This window comes from Kribbella albertanoniae (assembly GCF_004348455.1).
GTDB lineage: Bacteria > Actinomycetota > Actinomycetes > Propionibacteriales > Kribbellaceae > Kribbella > Kribbella albertanoniae.
In genome coordinates this window covers 44,749-67,867 of sequence record NZ_SMKA01000015.1, presented here as the reverse complement: position 1 = coordinate 67,867, position 23,119 = coordinate 44,749, and the positions used below count along the sequence as shown (strand labels likewise).

The window sequence follows — 23,119 nt, the reverse complement described above, 5'->3', positions numbered from 1 at the left end:
CCCCGCAGCAGACCCCCGCTCCCCGACACGCCCGCCGCTCTTTGTGCACCAAGTTCATCTTTGGGAACCCACCAACCACTTCGAGCTCACGAGAACGGTTGGTGGGTGCACAAGGTTGGATCTCGTGCACAAAGAGAAGGCGACCCACCCTTGGGGGATGAGGAGGGGGAGATGGGCGCCGCCGATCGGCGCCCAGGAACCCAGCGCGCTGGCGGTTGGGGTCAGGCGGTGTTGGCCAGGGGAGTGGCGGCGGTCAGGAGTTGGGTGCCGAGGGTGGTGCGGTGGTAGAGGACTGCTCGGCCGTCGCGGCGGGAGTCGACGAGGCCGGCGTTGCGGAGGATGCTCAGGTGGACGCTGAGGGTGGGGGCGGAAACGCCTAGCTGGTGGGCCAGGTGGGTGGTGGACATCGGCAGGTCCAGGTGGCTGACGATGGCGGCGCGGGTGCGGCCGACCAGGTCGGCCAGTGGGGAGTCGGTGGTGTCCTGGCGGTCCTCCCACAGGCGGCCGAGGCCGCGGGGCGGGTAGGTGATCGTCGGCACGTGCGGTGCGCCGGTGATCGGCAGAGCGGCCGGCCAGGTGAACACGCAGGGCACCAGCAGCACGCCCTGCCCGGCCTGCGGTTCACCGTCGCAGCAGAACGGACGGTCGATCTCGATCAGGTCGCCGTGGAACCGCACCGACGGGTGCAGGTTGCGGAACAGTCGCTCGATCCCACCGCTCGCCAGCTCGTCCAGCCGGTACGCGAGATCCTCCTGCAGCAGCGATCTCATCCGCCGCCAGTCCGGTTCGATCGCGCGGCGGAAATACGACGCCAGAGCCGCAGTGATCTCAGAGAGCGCTCTCTGCGGAAACGCGATCAGCGGCGGTACCAGCGGATGCGGATTCTCGTCGTACAGCTTCTGGAGCTCGCGCACCACCAGATCGAGTGGGGTGGCGGCGATCGCGGCGAGGCCGGACTCGACGCTGGTCGAGCGGCGCGGCGGGGCCGGCGTGATGAAGTCCGGGATGTAGCCGACCGGCGGAATGAGTGCCCTGAGCAACGTCAGGTCCGGGCCCTCGATGGTCGGCCGGACCTTCTGCAGCCACGGTCCGTGCACACTGCGTGCCGTGTTGTTGCTCAGCGCCCGGACACTGGTGACCGCCTCCCAGATCGGGGAGAGCGCGAACCGGATCCGTCCGACGTCACCCGCGTTCAGCCTGAGTGTGATCACGGGGTCCATCGTAGGAGCGGTTCGGTTCACCGTAGAGGATTAGTTCTGAGGCTAATCGTCGACAGTGACCCCCGAAGTTCGGACAGTTGTCTCATGAGTGCAGCCCCGATGACCGTGCCCGGCACGCCCCGAACCCTGCCGCGTGCGTTCTGGGCCCTGTGGGTCTGCCAGCTCGTCAACCGGCTCGGTAGCTTCGTCCAACCGTTCCTCGTCCTCTACCTCACCCAGGACCGCCAGCTCTCAGCCGGTACGGCGGGTGGCGTGGCGGCCGCGGTCGGTGCCGGCAGCGTGGTGTCGCAGCTCGTCGGCGGCTGGCTGTCCGACCGCGTCGGGCGCCGGGCCACGATGCTGATGTGCTTCTTCGGGACCGCTGCCGCGCTGATCCTGCTCGGCTCGGCCCGGTCGATGCCGATGATCTGGGCGACGGCGTTCGCGGTCGGGTTGCTCGGTGACCTGTTCCGGCCCGCGGTCTCGGCGACGGTGGCCGATCTCCTGGAACCGAAAGAGCGCGTTCGCGCGTACGGGTTGCTGTTCTGGGCGATCAACCTCGGGTTCTCGGTCTCGACCGTGAGCGCGGGCGTGCTGGCGTCGCTCGGCTACGGCCTGCTGTTCTGGCTGAACGCGGCGGCTTCGGTGATCGCGGGCATCGTGATCTGGGCGATGGTTCCGGAGAGCCGGCCGAAGCTCGAGGAAGGCACGAGCCGCCGGCCGCTGCTGCCGGTCGTCCTGCGTGACCGGGTCTTCCTGACCGTCGTGCTGATCCAGACCGGGTACGCGACCATCTACTTCCAGGGCTACTCGACGCTGCCGCTCGCGATGGCCAACGACGGACTCGCCACCTCGATGTACGGCACGGTGATGGCGCTTAACGGCATCGTGATCGTGGTGGTGCAACCGCTGGTGGTGAAGCGGCTGGCCACGTTCGACCGGCCGAAGCTGGTCGCGGTCTCGATGCTGATCGTCGGGCTCGGCTTCGGCCTCGGCGCGGTCGTCCACGAGTGGTGGGGTTACGCGCTGTCGGTGGTGGTGTGGACGATCGGAGAGATCGGTTTCGCTGCCGTGATCGGCGCGGTCTTCGCCGACATCGCTCCCAGCGATCTCCGCGGCGGCTACATGGGGATCACCGGGATGTCGTTCGGTCTCGGTGCTGTGATCGGCCCGCTGGCCGGTCCGAACGCGCTCGAGCACCTGGGCGCGACCGCGACCTGGATCGGCGTTGCCCTGCTTGGCGTGGTGATCTTCATCGCGCAGTACGCACTCTCTCCCGCGATCCACTCCCGCACCGCCGAGAACGCGGCGACCACATGAGCACTCGCCGTCGTGCGCTTCATGCCGCCAGATTTCGGTTCCACGCGGTCCATCCATGGATCGGCATCCTGCAAGCGGCCCACGTAGGGTTGCGGTATGACTGAGCGGACGATCGACGCGGTGGTGTTCGACATCGGTGGGGTGTTGCTGGACTGGAGTCCGGACTATCTGTACGCCGACCTGATTCCGGATGAGGAGCAACGGACGCGGTTCCTGACGGAGGTTGCGACTCGGGAGTGGAATGCGCAGCAGGATGCTGGGCGGACCTGGGCCGAGGCGGTCGCTGAGCTGGCCGGTCAGCACCCGGAGCACACCGAGTGGATCGAGGCGTATGACACCGGGTGGCTGAAGATGGTCAAGGGTGTCTTCGAGGACACGGTCGAGCTGCTGACCGAGATCCGTGCGCTCGGGTTGCCGACGTACGCGCTGACCAACTTCTCGCACGAGAAGTGGGAGGTGGCGCAGGAGGCGTTCCCGATTCTGGCGACGTTCGACGGTGAGGTCGTGTCGGGGACCGAGCAGACCGTCAAGCCTGGCGAGAAGATCTACCGGATCCTGCTGGAGCGCTACAACCTCGACCCGGCGCGGACCTTCTACACCGACGACATGCAGTACAACGTCGACGCCGCCCGCGCGGTCGGGATGGAGTCCGAGCACTTCACCAACGCGGCCGATCTCCGCGTTCACCTCCGCAACCGCGGCCTCGCGGTCTGATGTTCAGCCGGCAGTAGCGGAGATGGCTTCGGTGTACGTCGGACTCGCGGAGAGATCGGCGGCTTCGACGTACACCGTGTTGTCCTGGCAGGTCATCGGCGTCAGCGCGATCCCGGGCTTGCCCGTGTAGATCCGCTGCGGTTTGGTCAGCCCGGCCGTCCAGCGGTTGATCTGGAACGACTCCTCGCCGCCACTACCGACCGTCCGTGTCTCCCAGAGAATCCAGTTGCCGCAGGCAAGGATCGTGTCGGTGGCCACGGCCCCGAGTGCACGCGTCGGAGCGTCTGCAGATTCCCGCAGATAGGCCTTGCTCTGGTACTGATCCGGATCCGACGCAGCCACCTCGGACCAGATCGTCGCCCCGCCTACCGAAGCGCCGCTCCACTGAATGCACTTGGTTGCTGCTGGCACCGGTCGCGCCGGACCGCCCGACAACGACGCGGTCAGCACTCGCTTACAGCGGCCGGTCGTCTCCGGCGCGGTGATCTCGCTGAACGTCACCGAGTCCGACGACACCACCGGATCCGCGAGGTACCCGGGCGCGGCCACGCACCCCACCGTCCGCGAGGACAACGTGTCCAGCGAAGCGACGATCAGGCACGACCGGTTCTTCGCATCCGTCGAGCTGTAGGCGAACGTTCCGTCGTACGCGCCGATCTCCGGCTCCGAGACGCGCGGGAGCTTGCCGATCCCGCCGGCGCGACCGGTGCTCAGGTCGTACCGGACGACCCTGATCTCGGGATCGGATCCTTCCGAGCGGATGTCCTCGATCAGTGCCCAGCGATCGTCGATCACGACCGGCGACTGCGCCACGAACCCCTTCGCGGGAACGTGCCGCACGATCACCTTCCGACTCGACTTGTCGGCGATCGTGGTGGTCCCGGCTTCGTCGCTGGCCCGCGTCACGACGTACTTGCGCTGCCGAGTGACGAGATGCTGCCCGTCGACCGGCTGTCGCAGCACCTTCGCCCAGACCGGTACGGCGGTGTTGGTCTGCGCGGGTGGTGTCGTGGAGATCGGGGGAGTGCTGACCGGCGGCTGCGGCTCCGACGAGTTGTCAGAGGACGAGCAGCCGGCCACCCCGAGGACGAGAACGATGCCGACAGCAACGGTGGTACGACGACGCATTCAGGTCACAGTCCGATGTTCTGGAAGGAATTGGCGAGCGTCGCGTTGAACAGGGCCGAGGCCGGGATGTTCTTCGGGCCGTCGGTGACATTGCCGCGGCTGTTGAAGCGGCGCTCGTTGAACACCTCGAAGATCGCGATGGTGCCCTTGGCCCGGTCGTACCCACGGCCGACCTGGTAGTGCCCGCTGTGGTTGAAGGCGAGGTACGGGAAGTACCGCTTGAGCAGCTGAACGTGCTCGATCACCGGCGCCGGTTTGCCGTCACCGAGGTGCTTCTGGTGCACGGTGAAGAACTTCTGCGTGTTCCAGTGCGAGACGTTCTGGACGATGTAGGTGCCGGCGGCAACGTCCCACTCGGTCTTCAGGTTGGTCTGCTTCACCATCGCGGTGATCCCGGTCCCGGAACTGGTCGCCCCGAGGTCCTTGGCCCACGACTTCTGGGTGTCCTTCTGCTTGTCGTCGGCCCAGTCGATCGACTGGAACGTCGCCGGACCGCACCAGTACCCCTTCTCCTGCGAGGTCTGGAAGCCCTTCATGATGTACGACGACTTCGGCAGCTTCACTACCTGCACCGGTGGCTGCGGGGCCGTGGTCGGCACAGTCCGCGTCGGCGTCGGCGTGGGAGTCGGCGTTGCGTCGGAAGTGGAAGAGGTGCGCGCGGAAGTCGAGTCGTCGAGCAGCCGAAGCGCACGCGCCTTCTCCCGGCCTTCCCAAGCAGCCTTCATCTCATCGAGCTCGACATCCACCCGCTCACTCCGAGGCAACGCCGCCCGCTCCGCCACGAAGGACTGCGGTGTCTGGTCGCCGGTGTCGATGTCCTGCTCAACGCCGTCGTCCTCGTCCGCCGAGACCTCCGGCGCCGTCACCGTCTCCTGAAGCTGTGCGCCGGTCGGCAGCTTGTCCACGAACCCGAGCCCGAGACAGTAGTTCTCCTCCTCGAGCTTGAAACAACGCAGCACCGAGGCGGCCTGCGTCGAGGTGTCCGCGGCCTGCAGATCGTCCGGCGAGGTCTCGACCACCTGCTGGCTCAGCTCGCTCCACGACTCCGCGGCCGGGGGCGTGGCAACCGCCGTACCGGTGGCAGGTGCCGGCCCAGGGGTTGGCGAAGGAGTCGGTACGACGGTCGGCAGGGGCGTCGGCGCGGTTGAGGGGGCAAGAGTGACCGGCGTGGCCGGCCGGATCAGCTCCGGGTCGCGGGGCTGGTACGCGAACGCGTTCAGGGGCGCCTGGGCCAGAAGTGCTCCCAGGACGATCAGAGTGGCCCCCCGTGCTGCTGTGGGCATTGTGTCTCCCGTTAGGCGTGGGACGATAGTGACTGTAGGTACGCCTGAGACCACAGTACGTGTTTGAGGCAACAAACGGCAGCCCCCTCCCAGCCACGGCCTCCGCGCCAGGGCAACTAGACTTGCTCAGTCCTGGTCAGCGGAACGTTGTGGAGAGTCTGTGTCGGTCCAACCCATCCGTCTGTTCGGCGACCCGGTCCTGACCACGAAGGCGGTGCCGGTCGTCGACTTCGACGCCGAGCTGCGCCGCCTCGTCGCGGACCTCGCGGACACCATGCAGGCAGCGCCCGGCTCCGGCCTGGCCGCGCCGCAGATCGGCGTCGGACTGCGCGTCTTCACCTATCACGTGGACGGCGAGCTGGGGCACCTGGTGAACCCCGAGCTCACCCTCTCCGAGGACGAGCAGCTCGGCCCCGAGGGCTGCCTGTCCATCCCCGGCCTCTACTTCGACTGCCGCCGCGCGCAGTCCGTGATCGCCCGCGGCTTCAACATGTACGGCGATCCCGTCGTGATCGAGGGCTCCGAGTACCTGGCCCGCGCGATCCAGCACGAGACCGACCACCTGGACGGCATCCTGTTCGTCGACCGCCTGGACACCGCCACCCGCAAACAGGCGATGAAGGCGATCCGCGAAGCCGAATGGTCCGGCCTCTCCGGCCCACCACAGATCAAAGTCTCGCCCCACCCCACGAACGGATTCGGCTTGTGAGCTTCGCGAACGGATTTGCACTGTGAGAGTTGTCTTCGCCGGTACGCCGGAGCCCGCTGTCACCGCTTTGCGGGCGATCGTTGCCAGCCGCCACGAAGTTGTTGCCGTCGTCACCCGTCCGGATGCGCCGGCCGGGCGCGGGCGCAAGCTGGTGGCATCGCCGGTTGCGCAGTACGCCGAGGAGCTCGGCGGGATCGAGATCCTGAAGCCGGTGAAGCCCAGCGACCCGGACTTCCTGGCTCGGCTGGGCGAGATCGCGCCGGATTGTTGCCCGGTCGTCGCGTACGGCGGTTTGTTGCCGCAGGCAGCGTTGGACATCCCGGAGCACGGCTGGGTGAACCTGCACTTCTCGGTCCTGCCGGCCTGGCGGGGGGCCGCGCCGGTGCAGCACTCGATCATCGCCGGGGACGACGTGACCGGGGCCAGCACGTTCCGGATCGTGAAGGCGCTCGACGCCGGCCCGGTGTTCGGCGTACTGACTGAACCGATCGGGCCGACCGATACTTCGGGTGACCTGTTGGGGCGGCTGGCCGAGTCGGGTTCGAAGCTGTTGGTCGACACGCTGGACGGCATCGAGGACGGGATCCTCCAGCCGCAGGAGCAGCCGGCGGATGGTGTCTCGCTGGCGCCGAAGATCAACGTCGAGGATGCCGAGCTGGACCTGACCGCGCCCGCGCTGCGCGTGGATCGGCTGGTGCGTGGCTGCAACCCGGCGCCGGGTGCGTGGACAACGTTCCGCGGAGAGCGGCTGAAGGTGCTGGCGGTTCGGCTGACCGAGGACGAACTGAAGCCGGGGGAGATCCGCGCGACGAAGTCGAGCGTCCGCATTGGTACCGGCAGCAAGGCGGTCGAGCTGCTGACCGTCCAGCCGCAGGGCAAGAAGTCGATGGCCGCCGCCGACTGGGCCCGCGGGATCCGTCTCACTGATGAGGACCGGCTCGGTGAGTGACCGCACCCCCAGAAATCGTGAGCCGCAGAAGGCGCCGGACAAGGTGCGGCAGGTCGCCTTCCGGGTGATCCGCCAGGTCACCTCCGAGGGCGGCTACGCCAACCTCGTGCTGAACAAGGCGATGCGCGATTCCCGGCTCGCCGGTCGGGACGCGGCGTTCTGCACCGAGCTCGTCCACGGCACGCTCCGCTGGCAGGGCACGTACGACGCCTTCCTCGCCCGCTGCGTGGATCGTCCGCTGAACGAGCTGGACCCGGAGCTGCTCGACATCCTCACGCTCGGTACCCACCAGTTGCTGCGGATGCGGGTCGACTCGTATGCCGCGGTCAACGAGATGGTCACGCTGACCAGGGCCGAGATCGGGCACAAGCGCAGCGGCCTGGTGAACGCCGTACTGCGCAAGATCAGTCAGCGCACGTTCGACCAGTGGATCGACACAGTCGCGCCGTCCATCGAGGAGAACCGTCTCCTGCATCTCGCGGTCGCGAAGGCCCATCCGACCTGGGAGGTCGAGGCGTTCGCGCAGCTGCTGGGCGATGACGAGCTGGAAGATCTGCTCGATGCCGACAACGAGCCGGCCCGCGTCACCCTGGTTGCGCGGCCCGGACTCGCCACGGTCGACGAACTCATCGAGGCCGGCGCCAGTCGCGCCAAATTCTCGCCGTACGCCGCAGTCCTGCAGAGCGGCGGTGATCCGGGCCGGATCGCGGCCGTGGCGACCGGCCGGGCCGGTGTCCAGGACGAGGGCTCGCAGCTCGTCGCGCTCGCGCTGGCGAATGCACCGATCGAGGGTTCCGACACCGAGTGGCTCGATCTTTGTGCGGGCCCCGGTGGGAAGTCGGCGTTGCTCGCGGCGCTGGTGGAGAAGCGTGATGGTGCGCTGACCGCGGTCGAGCCGCTGGAGCATCGGGCCGAGCTCGTTCGTTCCAACCTGCGGGCGATCCCGGGTGAGCACAAGGTCCTGGTTGAGGACGGTACGAAGCCGACCTGGCCGGAGGGATCGTTCGACCGGGTCCTCGCTGATGTTCCGTGCAGCGGGCTGGGTGCGCTTCGGCGGCGGCCGGAAGCGCGCTGGCGCCGTACACCGGAAGACATCGAGGAGCTGCGGCCGCTGCAGGAGGACCTGCTCGATTCGGCGATCACCTCGGTTCGTCCGGGTGGCGTCGTCGCCTACGTCACCTGTTCACCGCATCCGGACGAGACTCGTGCGGTTGTGGATGCTGTCCTGGCCAAGCGGGACGACGCGACTCTCGAGGACGCTCGGGAGCTGTTCCCGGATGTGCCCGAGCTCGGTGACGGTCCCGACGTCCAGCTGTGGCCGCACCGGCAGGGGACCGACGCGATGTACCTGGCGCTCATCCGCCGCAGCTAGGGCGTGTGGATCAGCGCTCACCAGCTGGACCTGGCGTCAGGTGCATCAGGTGGAACGGTCATGATGGTCGAGTGACTGTTACCGCTAACCACTCCGAAGTCTCGGCCCGTCGGCAGCAGGCTGCCGGGCTGGCCGCCGCCTTCGGCATCGGGGCCTTGTTCGCGGTCCAGTCCCGGCTGAACGGCGGACTGGGGGAGCTGCTCGGCGACGGGATCCTGGCCGCGCTGATCTCCTTCGGCAGCGGCTCGGTGATCCTGGCGATCGCGGCGGCACTCGTTCCCGGGATCCGCCGTGCGCTCGGCAACGTCTGGCGCGCCATCCGTGACCCACAGAACGGCGGAGGCCTGCGCTGGTGGCAGTGCATCGGCGGCCTCTGCGGCGCTTGGCTGGTCACGACCCAGTCGTTCACCGTGCATGTGCTCGGTGTCGCGGTCTTCATCGTTGCGGTGGTCGCGGGGCAGGCGGGCAGCAGCCTGATCGTCGACCGGCTCGGCTTCGGTCCGGCCGGTCGGCAGGAGTTCACCACCCTGCGGATCGTCGGCGCCGGACTCACGGTGGTGGCCGTCGTTCTCGCGGTCTCCGACCAGCTCGGGCATCCGAGTGGGCTTCTGCTCGCGATCCTCCCAGCGCTCGGTGGTGTCGCAACAGCGTTCCAGCAGGCGATCAACGGCCGGGTCGCCCAGACCGCCGAGGGCGGCAAGCACGGCGCTGTCGCGGCCGGTGCGATCAACTTCTGGGTCGGCTTCGTCGCGCTGCTGATCGTGTTCGGATTCGACCTCGTCCTGCGCGGCGCCCCGAACCCCCTGCCGAGCAACCCCTGGCTGTACCTCGGCGGTGCGTGCGGCGTGATCTTCATGAGCGTGGCCGCTGCCGTCGTCCGGGTGGTCGGCGTCTTCGTCCTCGGCCTGGGCACCATCGCCGGCCAACTCATCGCCAGCCTCGCCATCGACGTCCTGGCCCCCGCCGCCGACAAACCAGTCACCTTCCCAGTCGTAGCCGGCACAGCGCTCGCTCTGGCCGCCGTCGTGGTGGCGGCGGTTCCGAACTTGCGCCGCCGTGTACCGACGAACGGGTAGTGGTGGGGCACGGATGCCTCACGAGATCCGCGGCCACGCCTGAGCGTGCGGCGCGGCCCGGACCACTACCCGTTCTTCGGTACGGCGAAAGCTACGGCTGGGCGACCGGCTCCGGGGTGACCACCACTGGCTTGCGCTTCACCGTGAACACGCCCTGGGAGATGGCGACGCCGAGGAGGACGACGAGGCCGCCGACGGGCTGGTACCAGGTGATGTGTTCGCGGAGCACGATGACGCCGACCAGGATCGAGAAGACCGGCATCAGGTAGGTGACCATCGAGGAGCGGCTCGCGCCGATCAGGCGGATGTTGCGCATGCTCAGGACGAAGGCGATGCCGCTGCCGAGTGCGCCCAGGGCGAGCACGCTGCCGAGGACCTCGATCGACAGGGACCACGGGGCGGGCGGGGCCTGGCGGGTGATGAGCGGAGCCACGATCGCGAGCTGGACCATTGCGCAGAGCAACAAGGTCGCCGAGAGTGCGGTGCCGGAGACGCTGCTCCCGGCGAGGAAGCGCTTCTGGTACGGAACGGCGATTCCGTAGCAGACCGCGGCGAGCATGCAGAGGAGCTGGCCGGTCAGGTCGGCGCCGCCGCTCACATTCCAGGCACCGAGGACGACGAGCATCCCGACGAAGCCGATCACCAGGCCGAGTCCGCGCTGCAGCGAGAACAGCTCGGTGCGGAAGATCAGGACGGCGATCGGCAGCACGACCAGCGGGGTGATGCCGTTCCAGATGCCGGCCAGCAACGATGGGATCCGCTCCTCGCCGTACCCGAACAGGGTCCACGGGATGGCCGAGCCGACTGCGCCGACCACGAAGGAGTGCGCCCACAGGCGGCGGTCGCGGGGGAGTGCTTCGCGCTTGATCGCGAGGAACACCAGCAGCACGATCGCGCCGGCCATCACTCGCCCCAGCGCCAGGTAGAGCGGCGGCAGCTCCCGCACGCCGACCGAGATGAACAGGAAGCTGCAACCCCAGATGGCGGCCAGGGTCAGCATGGTCGGAAGCCAGGCTCGCGTCGGAACCTTGTCAGTAGTCGTCGGGGTGCTCACTCCTGACATCCTGCACCACCGCACCGACAATTCGTACTGCGATTTCCGGATCCGGGCAGGCCAATGTCTGCCTGCGGGCAAGCGCTGGCTCAGAACCGGTTCGGCGGGAGAGGATGACGACCATGGGTGCCTTCGATGTCATAGCGGTCCGCAAGCAGTTCCCGGCACTCGGTGAGGGTGCCGCGCACTTCGACGGACCCGGCGGTTCGCAGACCCCGCAGGCGGTCGCCGACGCCGTCGCGCAGACCCTCACGTCAGCCCTGGCGAACCGCGGGCAGCTCACCCCCGCCGAGCGCCGGGCCGACGGCATCGTCCGGGACGCCCGTACGGCGATGGCCGACCTGCTCGGGTCCACGGCGGACGGAATCGTGTTCGGCCGCAGCATGACCCAGCTGACCTACGACTTCTCCCGCACGCTCGCCAAGGGCTGGGGCCCCGGCGATGAAATCGTTGTCACCCGCCTGGACCATGACGCGAACGTCCGCCCCTGGGTCCAGGCCGCCGAGGCAGTCGGCGCGACCGTCCGCTGGCTCGAGTTCGACCGCGGGACCTCCGAGCTCGACGACCTCGAGCCCCTCCTCTCCGAGATCACGAAGCTGGTCGCCGTCACCGGCGCCTCCAACCTGATCGGCACCCGCCCCGACATCGAGGCGATCGCCGCGCAGGTTCACGAAGCCGGCGCCCTCCTGTACGTCGACGGCGTGCACCTGACCGCCCACGCCCCGGTCGCCACGTCGTACGCCGACTTCTACGTCTGCTCGCCGTACAAGTTCTTCGGTCCGCATCTCGGGGTGCTGAGCGCACGCCCGGAGCTGCTCGAGACCCTCCGCCCGGACAAGCTGCTGCCCGCGACCGACGTCGTACCGGAGCGCTTCGAGCTGGGAACTCTCCCGTACGAACTGCTCGCCGGTACGACGGCGGCTGTCGACTTCTTAGCGGGATTGGGCGGCGATGGCGCGACCCGGCGTGAGCAGCTGAACGACTCGCTCCGCCTGGTCGAGGAACACGAGGACGCACTCCGCGACGACCTCGAAGCCCGCCTCAAGGAAATCCCCGAGATCACGCTCTACGGGCATGCCGCGCGCCGGACCCCGACCCTGCTGTTCACGGTCGCGGGTCACACCCCGGCGGCGGTCGCCGAGCACCTCGCCCAAGCCGGAGTGAACGCCCCCGCCGGCACCTTCTACGCGTACGAACCCGCCCGCCGCCTCGGGCTCACCGAAGGCGCGGTCCGGGCCGGGCTCGCGCCGTACACGGACCAGTCCGACGTCGACCGCCTGGTCGAGGCTGTCTTGACGCTTGTCCGATCCACTAACTAAAGTCAATGGGGAAAGTCGAGGGGGGACAGTGAGGGAACCCAGCGCGGTCTTCGTCCAGCGCGGCGACGACCTGGTCGAGGCCCGGCGGAACGGCACCTGGTCGGCCGACGGCATCGAGGTCGGCTGGAACGACGGCACCGTCGAGGTCACCGCCGACACGATCACCCGCGTCGCCCTGCGCTGGTCCGAACCGCTTCCCTCCGGCGCCCTGATCCTCGGCGACGCCTGGGAACGCTCGTACGGCGACCTCCAGTGGAGGCACCAGCAGCCCGAACGCTTCCTCCCGTGGTACTTCCTCGCCCACGACCCAGCCACCGGCCGCACCACCGGCGCCGGGGTCGCGGTGCAGCCGAATGCCTTCGCCGCCTGGACCGTCGACGCGGACGGTTTCACCCTCTGGCTCGACCTCCGCAACGGCGGCGGCCCGACCAAGCTGAACGGCCGGACCCTCCCAGCAGCTACCGTCCAACTATTCGACGACGCTGGATCCCCCTGGCAGACCCTCTCCGCAGCGGTCGCCACCATGAGCTCCCGACTGCCGGCGCGACCTGAGCCCGCGCCGGTGGTCGGGGCCAACAACTGGTACTACGCGTACGGCGAGAACTTCGACGAGAAGGCAGTCCTCACCGACGCCGCCACGATCGTCGAGCTTGCCGACGGCCATCCGGTCAAGCCGTTCAGCGTGGTCGACGACGGCTGGTATCCGGGCGGCATCGCCTCCGGCGGACCGTGGGACCAGGGCATCCCGGGCGTCTTCGACGACCTCGCCGGTACGGCGGCCTCGATCGCGGCGATCGGCGCCCGGCCCGGACTGTGGTTCCGCCCGCTCCTGGTTCGCGAGGCCGACCGCCATGCCAGCTCCGGTCCGCACGACAAGCCCGGGCGAGCGCTGGACCCGTCGTACCCGGAGGTCCTGGACCTTGTCCGGGCGGACCTGACCAGGTTCAAGGACTGGGGTTTCGAGCTCGTCAAACACGACTTCAGCACGTACGACGTGTTCGGCGCCTTCGGTCCCGCGATGGGATCGCGGTTGACCGAGAGCGGTTGGCAGCTGCACGATCCGAGCCGGACGACCGCCGAGATCCTGCTCGCCTTCTACCGTGAGATCCGCAGCGCTGCGCAGGACGTCGTACTGATCGGGTGCAACACGGTCGGCCACCTCGCTGCCGGGCTCGTCGACGTCCAGCGGACCGGCGATGACACGTCCGGGCGCGACTGGGAGCGGACGCGCAAGATGGGCGTCAACACGCTCGCCTTCCGGCTGCCGCAGCACGGGCGGTTCTTCACCGTCGATGCCGACTGCGTGCCGTGTACGCCGCAGACTCCGTGGGAGCTGAACGAACGGTTCCTCGATCTCATCGCGAGGTCGGGCACCGCGCTGTTCCTGTCAATCGATCCAGCAGCTCGCACCGAGCGCACAGACCGCGCGCTGCGGGCGGGGATCCGGCTGGCGCTCGACGGCGGTGACGCGGGTGGAATCGAGCCGGCGGACTGGCTCGTCAACACGACGCCGACGGCTTGGCGCAGCGGGGGAGAGACGATCCACTACGACTGGTCGCGGCCATGGGGAGTGGACCCCGTCTCGTGGTGAGCATCCGCCGAGGGACGAATCTCGATCGTGTCGGTGGGTACAACGACGCAGTGGTCCTGGACGCGATTCGCCGCAGCGCGCAGCTCAGCCGGGTGGAGCTCGCCGCGGCCACCGGCCTGTCCGGGCAGGCCATCTCGAACATCACCCGCCGCCTGCTCGATGCCGGTCTGGTCCGCGAGGCCGGTCGTCAGAAGGGCACCGGCCTCGGCAAACCGCGCACCCTGCTGGAGCTCGAACCCACCGGCCAGTACGCCGTCGGCGTGCACCTCGACCCCGTGGTTGTGACCGTCGTTCTGCTCGATCTGACGGGTCGCGTGGTCGCGCGGCGGCAGCTCGCTCCGCCGGAGAACGACGATCCGGACGTTCTGATCGCCAAGATCGCGGACACCGTCGAAGCCGTGATCGCAGCGTCTGAGGCGGTGCGGAGTCGAGTGATCGGCGTCGGGATTGCCGCGCCCGGGCCGATCGATGTCGAGCGCGGCGTGGTCGTCGACCCACCGAACCTGTCCGCCTGGCACCTCGTGCCGCTACGGGACGAACTCCGCGAGCGGACCGGAATGCCGGTGCTTCTCGACAAGGACGTCACCGCCGCGGCCGCTGCCGAGAAATGGGTCAGCGGGCCGGGCAACTTCGTCTTCTTCTACCTCGGCACCGGAGTCGGCGCCGGTCTGGTCCTTGGCGACGAGGTAGTCCGCGGCTCGTCCGGCAACTCCGGCGAGATCGGCCACGTGATCGTCGATCCGGACGGGCCGATCTGCTTCTGCGGCCGCCGGGGCTGCGTCGGCGAGACCAGTCGCCCGCGGTACCTCGTGCACCAGGCAGTCCAGGCCGGAGTGCTTGCCCAGAGCATCGACCTCGACGACCGCCAGGCGGTGGACGCCGCCTTCACCCAGCTGTGTACGCTGGCCGCCGCCGGGCCCGGGGCCGGGGCAGAGATCATCACGGCACTGGCCGAGCGGATCGCGTACGTCGTCGAGGACGTGGCGAACCTGCTCGACCTGGATCGGGTGGTCTTCGGCGGACCGTACTTCGAGCAGCTCGCCCCGCTGCTGACCGACCGGGTCCGGGCCGCTCTGCAGAGCCGCTTCACGGTCCGCACGATCCACGGGGTCGAAGTCACCGGTACGGCGCTCGGCGCGGATGCCGGGGCGATCGGAGCCGGCAGCCTGGTGCTGGACCACACGTTCTCGCCGGAACGCGAACTCGTTGCTGAAAGGTAGATGGAGAAGATGATCGATCCCGACGTGCTGGCCGCTGCGACCGAGAAGGTCCGCGCGGCCAGTGGGGACGACCTGATCGCGGAGATGTTCCGGCGGTCGATGGCCGAGAACCTGCCGGCGGTGGCCGAGCGGTTGCCGGACGGTACGACGTTCGTGCTGACCGGTGACATCCCGGCGATGTGGTTGCGCGACTCCGCGGCGCAGCTGCGCCCGTACCTGCTGCTGTGCAAGGACGATCCGGGCCTGCAGGACGTGCTGATCGGCGTACTGCACCGGCAGCTGGAGTACGTCGTACTGGATCCGTATGCGAACGCCTTCAACAAGTCGGCGAACGGGGCCGGGCACACCGGGGACGAGACCGAGATGTCGCCGTGGGTGTGGGAGCGCAAGTACGAGATCGACTCGCTGTGTTTCCCGCTCGACCTGGCCTACAAGTTGTGGAAGGCAACGGGTCGGGCGGACGTGATCGACGCACGGTTCCGGCCTGCGGCTGAAGCGATCCTGGAGTTGTGGACGGTCGAGCAGGATCACGAGGCGCGTTCGCCGTACCGGTTCCAGCGGCACGACGACCGGCCGTCCGACAGCCTGGTGCGCGGCGGGCTCGGGCGGCTCACGCAGCCGACCGGGATGTCGTGGAGCGCGTTCCGGCCGAGTGACGACGCGACCGATCTCGGGTTCAACGTGCCCGGAAACATGTTTGCCGCGGTCGTTCTGGGCTACCTGCAGGAGATCGCGTCCGAGGTGTTCGGCGACGAGTCGCTGGCGGCCCGGGCCAAGGAGCTGAAGGCCTCGATCGAGGACGGGATCGCTCAGCACGGGACGGTCGACCACCCGGTGTACGGGCGCGTGTATGCGTATGAGGTGGATGGGATGGGGGAGTCGCTGTTGATGGACGACGCCAACATGCCGTCGCTGCTGAGCGCTCCGCTGTCCGGGTTCGCGGCGCCCGACGACCCGACGTACCTGGCGACTCGCAAGCTCCTGCTGAGCCCGGAAAACCCCTACTACTACAGCGGTACGGCGGCCTCGGGCATCGGCAGCCCGCACACGCCGCCGCGCTATATCTGGCACATCGCCCTTGCTGTGCAGGGGATTTCGAGCACCTCCGCGGAAGAGCGCCAGCAGTTGCTAGAGCTCCTCCGGGACACGACCGGCGGCACCGGACTCATGCATGAAGGGTTCGACGTCGACGATCCGACCCAGTTCACCCGCGAGTGGTTCTCCTGGGCGAACGCGATGTTCTGCGAGCTCGCCCTGGTCCACGCCGGCATCAGGTGACGTCTCGCCGCCGGGTCGTCCAGGCGGCCACTGCGGCAAAGATCAGGCAGTAGGCCAGCAAGGTCGCGAGGGCTCGGCCGCCGTCGACCGCATCCCGTATGCCGGGAGGTGCGTCGCCGGCGGCCATTCCGGAGACCGCGAACACCAGCGAGCCGGCATTGGCACCCGGCAGCGCGTCGGACAGGAACTTCAGGGCGGGCAGCAGGCTGTTGACCACGCCGGCCAGCAGGGTCTCGATCCCGAGGATCCACACGACACCGAGGCCGATCGGCAGCGCAACGTTGCGGAAGGCAACGGCCAGCGCTGCGCCGGCCAGGCACCAGGTCATCAGGACCAGCCAGCCACCCGCCAGACCCTTGACCAGATCGAGGGCGCCCGGCCAGTTGGTGGCCCCGTCCTCAGCGGCCGCGATACCGATACTGCACAGGGCGCAGGTCACGAAGATCCCGAGCACCCACACCGCGATCATCGTGGCCAGCCCGAGGAACTGGGCGCCGAGGATCGCCGCCCGGCCGGGGCGCTGGGTGAAGATCGTCTTCAGCGTGCCCCAGCTGTACTCGCCGCCGATCACAATCGCGCCCAGGACGAGCGCGAGGGCACCGGCGAAGATCGGGTAGCCGCCGATCGTGTTGTCGATGACTCTGGCCGGGAGCATTCCGGCGAGAACGGCGTCTCTCGGGACACCGGCGGTCTGCTGGTTGTCGTCGCCGGTGACGTAGCCCAGGTAGGGGAGCAGGTAGCCGAAGATCAGACTCAGGACCAGACCGGCGCCGAACAGTACCCAGACCGCGGAGCGCTTGCGGAGCTTCAGGATCTCCGCGCGATAGCTACCCAACATCGGCCCTCTCCTTGCTGGTCGTGAGTTCGAAGAACAGGTCCTCGAGAGCGCGTTCGGTGCTGTGCAGCTCGGACACGGCGACCCCGGCCTCGACGAGAACGCGGTTCACCTCGGCCGCGCGCCCCGGATCCACTTGCACGCGGAGCGTTTCGTCGTACCGGTGAACGGCGTTCGCGCCGAGCAACTTGGTCAGTACGGCGTGCGCGGTCTGCTGTGGTTCGGCTCGGACCAGGAGCTCCTGCTCGCCGCGCAGATCCTCGACGTTGTGCTCGGCAACCATCCGGCCGGAGTCGATGATGCCGACCCGGTCGCAGATCTGCTGGACCTCGCCGAGCAGGTGGCTGGAGAGCAGGACGGTGCGTCCGTCGGATCCGAGTTCGCGGATCAGCCGGCGCATGTCCCGCATACCGGCCGGGTCGAGGCCGTTGGTCGGCTCGTCCAGGATCACCAGCTCCGGATCTTTCAGCAGCGCCGCGGCCACGCCGAGCCGCTGCTTCATCCCGAGGGAGTACGCCGAGAACCGGTCCCGGGCACGTTCCTTCAGGTCGACGAGCTCCAGCACCTCGTCGACCCGCTGCCGCGGCACTTCGGCGTACTCGGCCAGCAACCGCAGGTTGTCCAGCCCCGACAGATAGGGGTAGAACGCGGGCGACTCGATCATCGACCCCGTCTTCCCCAGGACGTCGGGACTGCCCGGCCGCCCACCCAGCACCTTGATCCGGCCGGTGGTCGGCGCGATCAACCCGGTCAGGATCCGCAGCGTCGTGGTCTTCCCCGCACCGTTCGGTCCGAGGAACCCGTACACCTCACCCGGCAGAACCGTCAGGTCGACCCCGTCGACCGCGAGCGTGTCGCCGTACCTCTTCGTCAGGCCGATCACCTCGACCAGTGGAACCCCTGTCTCGTTCATACCCCGAGACTGCCGGTCGTCGCACCCTTTCCGCGTCGGCCGCCGGGAGTGAACCGGCCTACGTCCTGCGGAGTAGACCGGACCGCTGGGTCCGCGTCAGCCGAGCCAGCCGGGACGGACCAGGCCGGTCTGATAGGCGACGACGACAAGTTGGGCACGGTCGCGCGCACCGAGCTTGATCATCGCGCGGCTGACGTGTGTCTTCGCCGTGGCCGGACTCAGCACGAGCCGCTCGGCGATCTCGTCGTTCGACAGACCTTCACCGACCAGCGCGACGATCTCCTTCTCGCGCTCGGTCAGCACATCGAGTTCCTTGCTGGCATGCGGCTGCCGGCTCCGGCTCGCGAACTCGGCCACCAACCGACGGGTAACCCCGGGTGAGAGCAGCGCATCACCCCGCGCCACCACCCGAACCGCCTGCAGCAACTCAACCGGCTCGGTGTCCTTCACCAGGAACCCGCTGGCCCCGACCCGCAGCGCCTCGAACACGTACTCGTCCAGATCGAACGTCGTCAGGATCACCACATGGACGTCGGCCAGCGACTCGTCCGCACCGATCATCCGGGTCGCGGCCAACCCGTCGGTCCCCGGCATCCGGATGTCCATCAGCACCACATCGGGCTTCTCCGCCCGCGCCACCGCCACCGCTTCGGCGCCGTCGGCCACCTCACCGATCACGGTGATGTCGTCCTCGGCGTTCAGCAACGCCCGGAATCCGGCCCGCACCAACGCCTGGTCATCCGCCAGCAACACCCTGATCATGCGGTCAACCTAGTGCTTGCCGCGGGCCATCACCATCATGCGAGCCCGGCGTCGTGGGCCAGGAGCGCGATCTGGGTGCGGTTCCCGAGCTCCAGCTTGGTCAGGATGTGCGAGATATGCGCCTTCACCGTCGCCAGGCTCATGTACAGCTCGGCCGCGATCTGTGCGTTCGCCTTACCCTGTGCGACCGCCAGCATCACGTCGTACTCGCGCGGTGAGAGTCGTTTCAGCGACTCCTGCGCGATCGTGTGCGCGTCCGCCTGGGTGGCCGCGCGATCCATCAGCCGCCGGGTGATCGCGGGGGAGAGGATCGGGTCCCCAGCCGCAACCCGCCGGACGGCGTCGACGATCTGGGCCGGCGGCGTGTCCTTCAGCAGGAACCCGCTGGCCCCGGCGCGCAGCGCGTGCAACACGTTCTCGTCGGTGTCGAACGTGGTCAGTACGACGACCTCGGGCGGATTCGGCCGGGCCCGCACCCGCTGGGTCGCGACGATCCCGTCCACCCGCGGCATCCGCAGATCCATCAGCACCAGATCCGGGAAGTGCGCGTCGACCGCCGCCTGCACCTCGTCCCCATCGGCCGCCTGCCCGACCACCGAGATCCCATGAGCCCCGTCCAGCATCATCTCCAGACTCGCCCGAACCAGCGCATCGTCATCCACCACCAGCACCCGGATGATTGGCTCACTCATGAAGGCCACGGTAGCGAGGCAGCCAGGCGGAAACCGCCACCGGGCTCTCGCTGGTGGTCGAGCGTCCCGCCGGCCAGTTGTACCCGCTCGGTCAGCCCGACCAGCCCGGTTCCGCTCCCCGGCGTCAGCGGTACGCCGTTCGACCCGGGGTTGGTCAGCTCGATCCGCAGACCGCTCCCCGGCCGCCCGGTAACGATGACCGTCACCGGATGGCCGGCCGCGTGTTTGCGGGCGTTCGTCAGTCCCTCCTGCACAATCCGGTACGCCGTCCGTCCGGTTGCCGGGGGCAACGACATGGCCTCGTCCACCTGCTCGTCGTACACAACCGTCGTCCCAGCCGCCCGCGACTCCGCCACGAGCCCTTGAACATCCCCGAACGTCGGCTGCGGCCGCCCGCCCGGTCCTTCCTCGATCTCGGTGTCGCGCAGCACGCTGATCACCTCGCGCAGCTCGTCCAGCGCCTGATGCACGCCGGTCCGAATCACGCCCGCAGCCTGCGCCAGCTTCTCCGGCGACGAGTCCGGCCGGTACTCCAGCGCCCCCGCATACGTCGCCAGCAACGACAGCCGATGCGCCAGTACGTCGTGCATCTCCCGAGCCATCTTCGTCCGCTCGAGCGTCCGCGCCTCGGCCACCCGGCGCCCCTGCTCGGCCTCCGCTCGCCGCGCCCGATCCAGCAACGAGTCGAACAACTGCCGCCGTGCCTGGGTCCACAATCCCCAACCCAGCAAGGCCGCGTGGACGGCGACATCCAGTACCGCGAACCAGAAGAACGGCAAGTCGGCAATCGGCCGCCAGGCCCCCTGCACCAGATGTGCCACGACCTGAACCGCGGTCACCGCGATTGCTGTCCGCTGAGGTAAACGCAACGCAATCCCGAGCGTCGCCGCCGTACTGGCTGGCGTCCCCGCCGGCGACAGCATCACCAGCAGCGCCATCCCGAGCGCCGTGGGCACCGGTCGCCGCGGCAACAGAATCATCAATCCGGTACTGACAACACCCACCGCAATATCCAGCACCAGTCGCCGCGGATGACTCATGTCCGTCATCCGCCCCACGACAGTCATCGCCGTGAAAACCCCAATGGGAACGACAGCCCAGACATCCCAGACCCACCGCCGCCCCGCCGGCGGGCAGTCGTCTCTCTCCATGCCCAGACCCTAGGCCGCCGTCGGCTCGCCCACCACCGACCAAAGTAGATGCTGCACAGCCATCGGACCGATGCCCGGCCAGGTTGCTTTCAACGACAGTGATCGCAACAAACCACTCCCGGAGGCTGACATGCAGACCATCACCTCGTCCGTTCCCACCGCCAAACAGGCCAAGCGCCGTACTGATCGGAGCAGGTTGCTGGTGGTCGGACTGACCACCATCGCGGCCGCATCCTGGTGGGCGATCCTCGTTCCCGTGGCCGGGCTGACGCTGGATGCCCGCCAGAACGGCGTTCTCCAGCACGTCGGTGTTCCGGCGATCGTGATCTCGACCGCGCTGCTCGCGTTCGCCGGCTGGGCGCTCCTGGCCGTTCTGGAGCGCTACGCGATCGGCGCCCGCAAGGCCTGGACGATCGTCGCCGTGATCGCCTGCCTGCTGTCCCTCGGCAGCCCGCTCACCGGCGGGATCGGCGTCGGCGCCAAGCTCGGCCTCGCGTCCTTCCACCTGCTGGTCGGCGCGATCGTCATCCTCGGCCTTCGCAGGACTGCCCTGTCCGCCGTCGAACGCTGCTACGAAGGCAACCGTGCAGCCTGATAGAACCCCTGGATGTGCGCGGTCACCAGCCCGGCCGCGCCGTCCGCATCCCCGGCCGCCAGCGCCGACACGATCGCCCGATGCTCACCGCGCAACCCGACCGCGGTCGCCTCCCAATCCGGCAGGCTCGGTACGGCGGCCAGCACGTACCCGTGAATTGCCGACCGCAACGATTCCATCACCGCCGCGATCAGCACGTTCCCCGCAAGACCCGCCAGCGCCACATGGAACTCCGCGTCGAGCAGGTGAAACTCCTCCGGCGACAACCCCGGCGCATCCATCCGATCCAGCAACTCCACCACCGGACCCAACTCCGGAGATCGCCCCGCCGCCTCCCGAGCCGCCCAGGACTCCAGCAGGATCCGGGTCTGCACGACGTCACCCATCGGCAGATGATTGGTTGCCAGGTGCAATCGCAGTACGGCGGTCAACGGGGACACCGGCTCGGCCACGATCACCGCACCCGCCTCCGGCCCCGACCCGGTCGCGGTGCGCACGACCCCCATCGCCTCCAGCACCCGAACCGCCTCCCGCACGGACGGCCGGCTGATCCCGAGCTGCTCCGCGAGAACGCGCTCTCCCGGCAGCCGCCCGCCGATCCGCAGCCGCCCGGCCGCCAGATCTGCCTCCACCCGATGCAGCACCAGCTCGTAGTTCTTCACCCGGCGACTCTACCCCTGTGGTCGGACCACAGGATAGGCTGTGGTCCGACCACACCGAGCCTGCCCCCGGAGTACCCCGATGACCGACCGTCAGCTACCCAAATGGTCCGAGCTGAGGCCCCTGCTGCGGGCCAAGCCGATCACCACGAACCCCACCGAGCGCCGCCTCGAGAAGGCGCTCACGATCGCGGATCTGCGGGCGATCGCGAAACGCCGTACACCGCGCTCGGTCTTCGACTACACCGACGGCGCCGCCGAGGCCGAGATCAGCCTCAGCCGGGCCCGCCGGCTGTTCGCCGAGATGGAGCTGCAGCCGTCGATCCTGCGCAACGTCTCCGACATCGACCTCGGGACGACGATCCTCGGCAAGCGCTCGGAGCTGCCGTTCGCCTTCGCACCGACCGGGTTCACCCGGATGATGAACCACGAGGGGGAGGGGGCGGTCGTCAAGGTCGCCGAGGAGATCGGCATCCCGTATGCGCTCTCCACCATGGGCACCACCTCGATCGAGGATGTCGCCGCGGCCGGCCCGGAGGCGCGGAAGTGGTTCCAGCTGTACGTCTGGAAGGACCGCGACTCCGGTGAGGACCTGGTCAAGCGGTCCGCCGCTGCCGGGTATGAGGCGCTGATGCTGACGGTCGACGTACCGGTCGCAGGTGCACGCCTGCGTGATGTACGCAACGGCTTCACCATCCCGCCGTCGCTGACCGCCAAGACCGTGCTGGACGCGTCGATGCACCCGGCCTGGTGGGCCAACCTGCTCACCACCCGCCCGCTGACGTTCGCCTCCCTCTCCAGCTGGGACGGCACAGTCGCTGAGCTGCTGGACAAGCTCTTCGATCCCACCATGACGATCGACGACCTGACCTGGCTGCGCTCGATCTGGGACGGCCCGCTGATCGTCAAGGGCATCCAGACCGTCGACGACGCTCGCCGCGTGGTCGAGGCCGGCGCGGACGCGATCGTGCTCTCCAACCACGGCGGCCGCCAGCTCGACCGCGCGCCAACGCCGCTGCGCATCCTGCCGGACGTTCGCAAGGCGATCGGTTCCGACGCGGAGATCTACCTCGACACCGGCATCATGTCCGGTGCCGACATCGTGGCTGCGGTCGCTCTCGGCGCCGACGCCTGCCTGGTCGGCCGTGCGTACCTGTATGGCCTGATGGCCGGCGGCCAGCGCGGTGTCGCTCGCGCCGCGGACATCCTCACCAAGGAGGTCCGCCGCACCATGGCCCTGCTCGGCGTCTCGAGCGTCGCCGAGCTCAGCCCGTCCCACGTGCGCTTGCCCGACTAGGGC

Annotated in this window: 22 protein-coding genes; 12 read left to right on the top strand and 10 right to left on the bottom strand. The window is 68.6% G+C overall.

Annotated features, from left to right (window positions below):
* Positions 1–221: 221 nt before the first annotated feature.
* Positions 222–1,220: an ArsR/SmtB family transcription factor gene (locus E1261_RS06555; protein ID WP_420813963.1), complete on the bottom strand. Its 999-nt coding sequence runs from the start codon at positions 1,218–1,220 to the stop codon at positions 222–224.
* 84 nt (positions 1,221–1,304) lie between these two features.
* Here E1261_RS06555 and E1261_RS06550 point away from each other — a divergent pair, with 84 nt between their 5' ends.
* Positions 1,305–2,519, top strand: coding sequence for an MDR family MFS transporter (locus E1261_RS06550; RefSeq protein WP_238176044.1), 1,215 nt, complete (start codon positions 1,305–1,307; stop codon positions 2,517–2,519).
* A gap of 96 nt (positions 2,520–2,615) precedes the next feature.
* Positions 2,616–3,233: an HAD family hydrolase gene (locus E1261_RS06545; RefSeq protein WP_132403418.1), complete on the top strand. Its 618-nt coding sequence runs from the start codon at positions 2,616–2,618 to the stop codon at positions 3,231–3,233.
* A gap of 3 nt (positions 3,234–3,236) precedes the next feature.
* On the opposite strand, the gene E1261_RS06540 is transcribed toward E1261_RS06545, so the two are convergent.
* Both E1261_RS06540 and E1261_RS06535 read right to left on the bottom strand, forming a co-directional pair.
* The gene (locus tag E1261_RS06540; RefSeq protein ID WP_238176043.1) at positions 3,237–4,361 is read right to left on the bottom strand and encodes a YajG family lipoprotein; all 1,125 of its coding nucleotides are present in this window, start codon (positions 4,359–4,361) and stop codon (positions 3,237–3,239) included.
* A 5-nt stretch (positions 4,362–4,366) separates the two neighbouring features.
* Positions 4,367–5,644 carry a C39 family peptidase gene (locus tag E1261_RS06535; RefSeq protein WP_132403415.1) on the bottom strand — a complete coding sequence of 426 codons (1,278 nt, stop codon included), beginning with the start codon at positions 5,642–5,644 and terminating at the stop codon, positions 4,367–4,369.
* Between the two features lie 160 nt (positions 5,645–5,804).
* Here E1261_RS06535 and def point away from each other — a divergent pair, with 160 nt between their 5' ends.
* The 4 genes from def (at position 5,805) to E1261_RS06515 (ending at position 9,750) form a co-directional block, all read left to right on the top strand.
* Positions 5,805–6,353: a peptide deformylase gene (def, locus tag E1261_RS06530; protein WP_132403412.1), complete on the top strand. Its 549-nt coding sequence runs from the start codon at positions 5,805–5,807 to the stop codon at positions 6,351–6,353.
* 22 nt (positions 6,354–6,375) lie between these two features.
* Positions 6,376–7,302: a methionyl-tRNA formyltransferase gene (fmt, locus tag E1261_RS06525; RefSeq protein WP_132403409.1), complete on the top strand. Its 927-nt coding sequence runs from the start codon at positions 6,376–6,378 to the stop codon at positions 7,300–7,302.
* The gene (locus E1261_RS06520) at positions 7,295–8,674 is read left to right on the top strand and encodes an RsmB/NOP family class I SAM-dependent RNA methyltransferase (RefSeq protein ID WP_202874366.1); all 1,380 of its coding nucleotides are present in this window, start codon (positions 7,295–7,297) and stop codon (positions 8,672–8,674) included. Before fmt ends, E1261_RS06520 begins: the two co-directional genes overlap by 8 nt.
* A 71-nt stretch (positions 8,675–8,745) precedes the next feature.
* Positions 8,746–9,750, top strand: coding sequence for a DMT family transporter (locus E1261_RS06515; protein WP_165952398.1), 1,005 nt, complete (start codon positions 8,746–8,748; stop codon positions 9,748–9,750).
* Positions 9,751–9,841: 91 nt separating this feature from the next.
* Here E1261_RS06515 and E1261_RS06510 read toward each other — a convergent pair whose 3' ends face one another.
* Entirely contained in the window at positions 9,842–10,804 is a 963-nt protein-coding gene (locus tag E1261_RS06510) for a DMT family transporter (protein ID WP_202874364.1), read from the bottom strand.
* A 122-nt stretch (positions 10,805–10,926) separates the two neighbouring features.
* Between E1261_RS06510 and E1261_RS06505 the strand changes: the two genes are divergently transcribed.
* The 4 genes from E1261_RS06505 to E1261_RS06490 are packed head-to-tail and all read left to right on the top strand — an operon-like array spanning position 10,927 to position 16,212.
* A complete protein-coding gene (locus E1261_RS06505; RefSeq protein ID WP_132403397.1) occupies positions 10,927–12,123 on the top strand; it encodes a cysteine desulfurase-like protein in 1,197 nt (398 codons plus the stop codon).
* Positions 12,124–12,151: 28 nt separating this feature from the next.
* A complete protein-coding gene (locus tag E1261_RS06500; RefSeq protein ID WP_132403395.1) occupies positions 12,152–13,714 on the top strand; it encodes an alpha-amylase family protein in 1,563 nt (520 codons plus the stop codon).
* Positions 13,711–14,934 (top strand): ROK family transcriptional regulator, encoded by a 1,224-nt coding sequence (locus E1261_RS06495; RefSeq protein ID WP_238176042.1) that lies wholly within the window; start codon positions 13,711–13,713, stop codon positions 14,932–14,934. The genes E1261_RS06500 and E1261_RS06495 overlap by 4 nt, the downstream gene beginning before the upstream one ends.
* 9 nt (positions 14,935–14,943) lie before the next feature.
* Positions 14,944–16,212: a glycoside hydrolase family 125 protein gene (locus E1261_RS06490; protein ID WP_132403389.1), complete on the top strand. Its 1,269-nt coding sequence runs from the start codon at positions 14,944–14,946 to the stop codon at positions 16,210–16,212.
* Here E1261_RS06490 and E1261_RS06485 read toward each other — a convergent pair.
* The 5 genes from E1261_RS06485 to E1261_RS06465 all read right to left on the bottom strand — a co-directional run bounded on the left by E1261_RS06485 (position 16,205) and on the right by E1261_RS06465 (position 20,565).
* Positions 16,205–17,050: an ABC transporter permease gene (locus tag E1261_RS06485; protein ID WP_132403386.1), complete on the bottom strand. Its 846-nt coding sequence runs from the start codon at positions 17,048–17,050 to the stop codon at positions 16,205–16,207. The genes E1261_RS06490 and E1261_RS06485 overlap by 8 nt on opposite strands.
* On the bottom strand, positions 17,040–17,960 hold the full coding sequence (locus tag E1261_RS06480; RefSeq protein ID WP_132403383.1) for an ABC transporter ATP-binding protein: 921 nt from the start codon (positions 17,958–17,960) through the stop codon (positions 17,040–17,042). Before E1261_RS06480 ends, E1261_RS06485 begins: the two co-directional genes overlap by 11 nt.
* 96 nt (positions 17,961–18,056) lie before the next feature.
* Positions 18,057–18,722: a response regulator gene (locus E1261_RS06475; protein ID WP_132403380.1), complete on the bottom strand. Its 666-nt coding sequence runs from the start codon at positions 18,720–18,722 to the stop codon at positions 18,057–18,059.
* A gap of 35 nt (positions 18,723–18,757) precedes the next feature.
* Complete coding sequence (locus tag E1261_RS06470) at positions 18,758–19,414, bottom strand: response regulator (RefSeq protein WP_132403377.1); 657 nt, start codon at positions 19,412–19,414, stop codon at positions 18,758–18,760.
* A complete protein-coding gene (locus tag E1261_RS06465) occupies positions 19,411–20,565 on the bottom strand; it encodes a sensor histidine kinase (protein ID WP_132403373.1) in 1,155 nt (384 codons plus the stop codon). The genes E1261_RS06470 and E1261_RS06465 overlap by 4 nt, the downstream gene beginning before the upstream one ends.
* Positions 20,566–20,695: 130 nt before the next feature.
* Between E1261_RS06465 and E1261_RS06460 the strand changes: the two genes are divergently transcribed.
* Positions 20,696–21,160, top strand: a complete 465-nt coding sequence (locus tag E1261_RS06460; protein ID WP_132403370.1) for a DUF6069 family protein — start codon at positions 20,696–20,698, stop codon at positions 21,158–21,160.
* On the opposite strand, the gene E1261_RS06455 is transcribed toward E1261_RS06460, so the two are convergent.
* Positions 21,136–21,822, bottom strand: a complete 687-nt coding sequence (locus tag E1261_RS06455; RefSeq protein ID WP_132403367.1) for a FadR/GntR family transcriptional regulator — start codon at positions 21,820–21,822, stop codon at positions 21,136–21,138. The genes E1261_RS06460 and E1261_RS06455 overlap by 25 nt on opposite strands.
* A 79-nt stretch (positions 21,823–21,901) precedes the next feature.
* Here E1261_RS06455 and E1261_RS06450 point away from each other — a divergent pair, with 79 nt between their 5' ends.
* Entirely contained in the window at positions 21,902–23,116 is a 1,215-nt protein-coding gene (locus E1261_RS06450; protein ID WP_132403364.1) for an alpha-hydroxy acid oxidase, read from the top strand.
* Positions 23,117–23,119 lie beyond the last annotated feature (3 nt).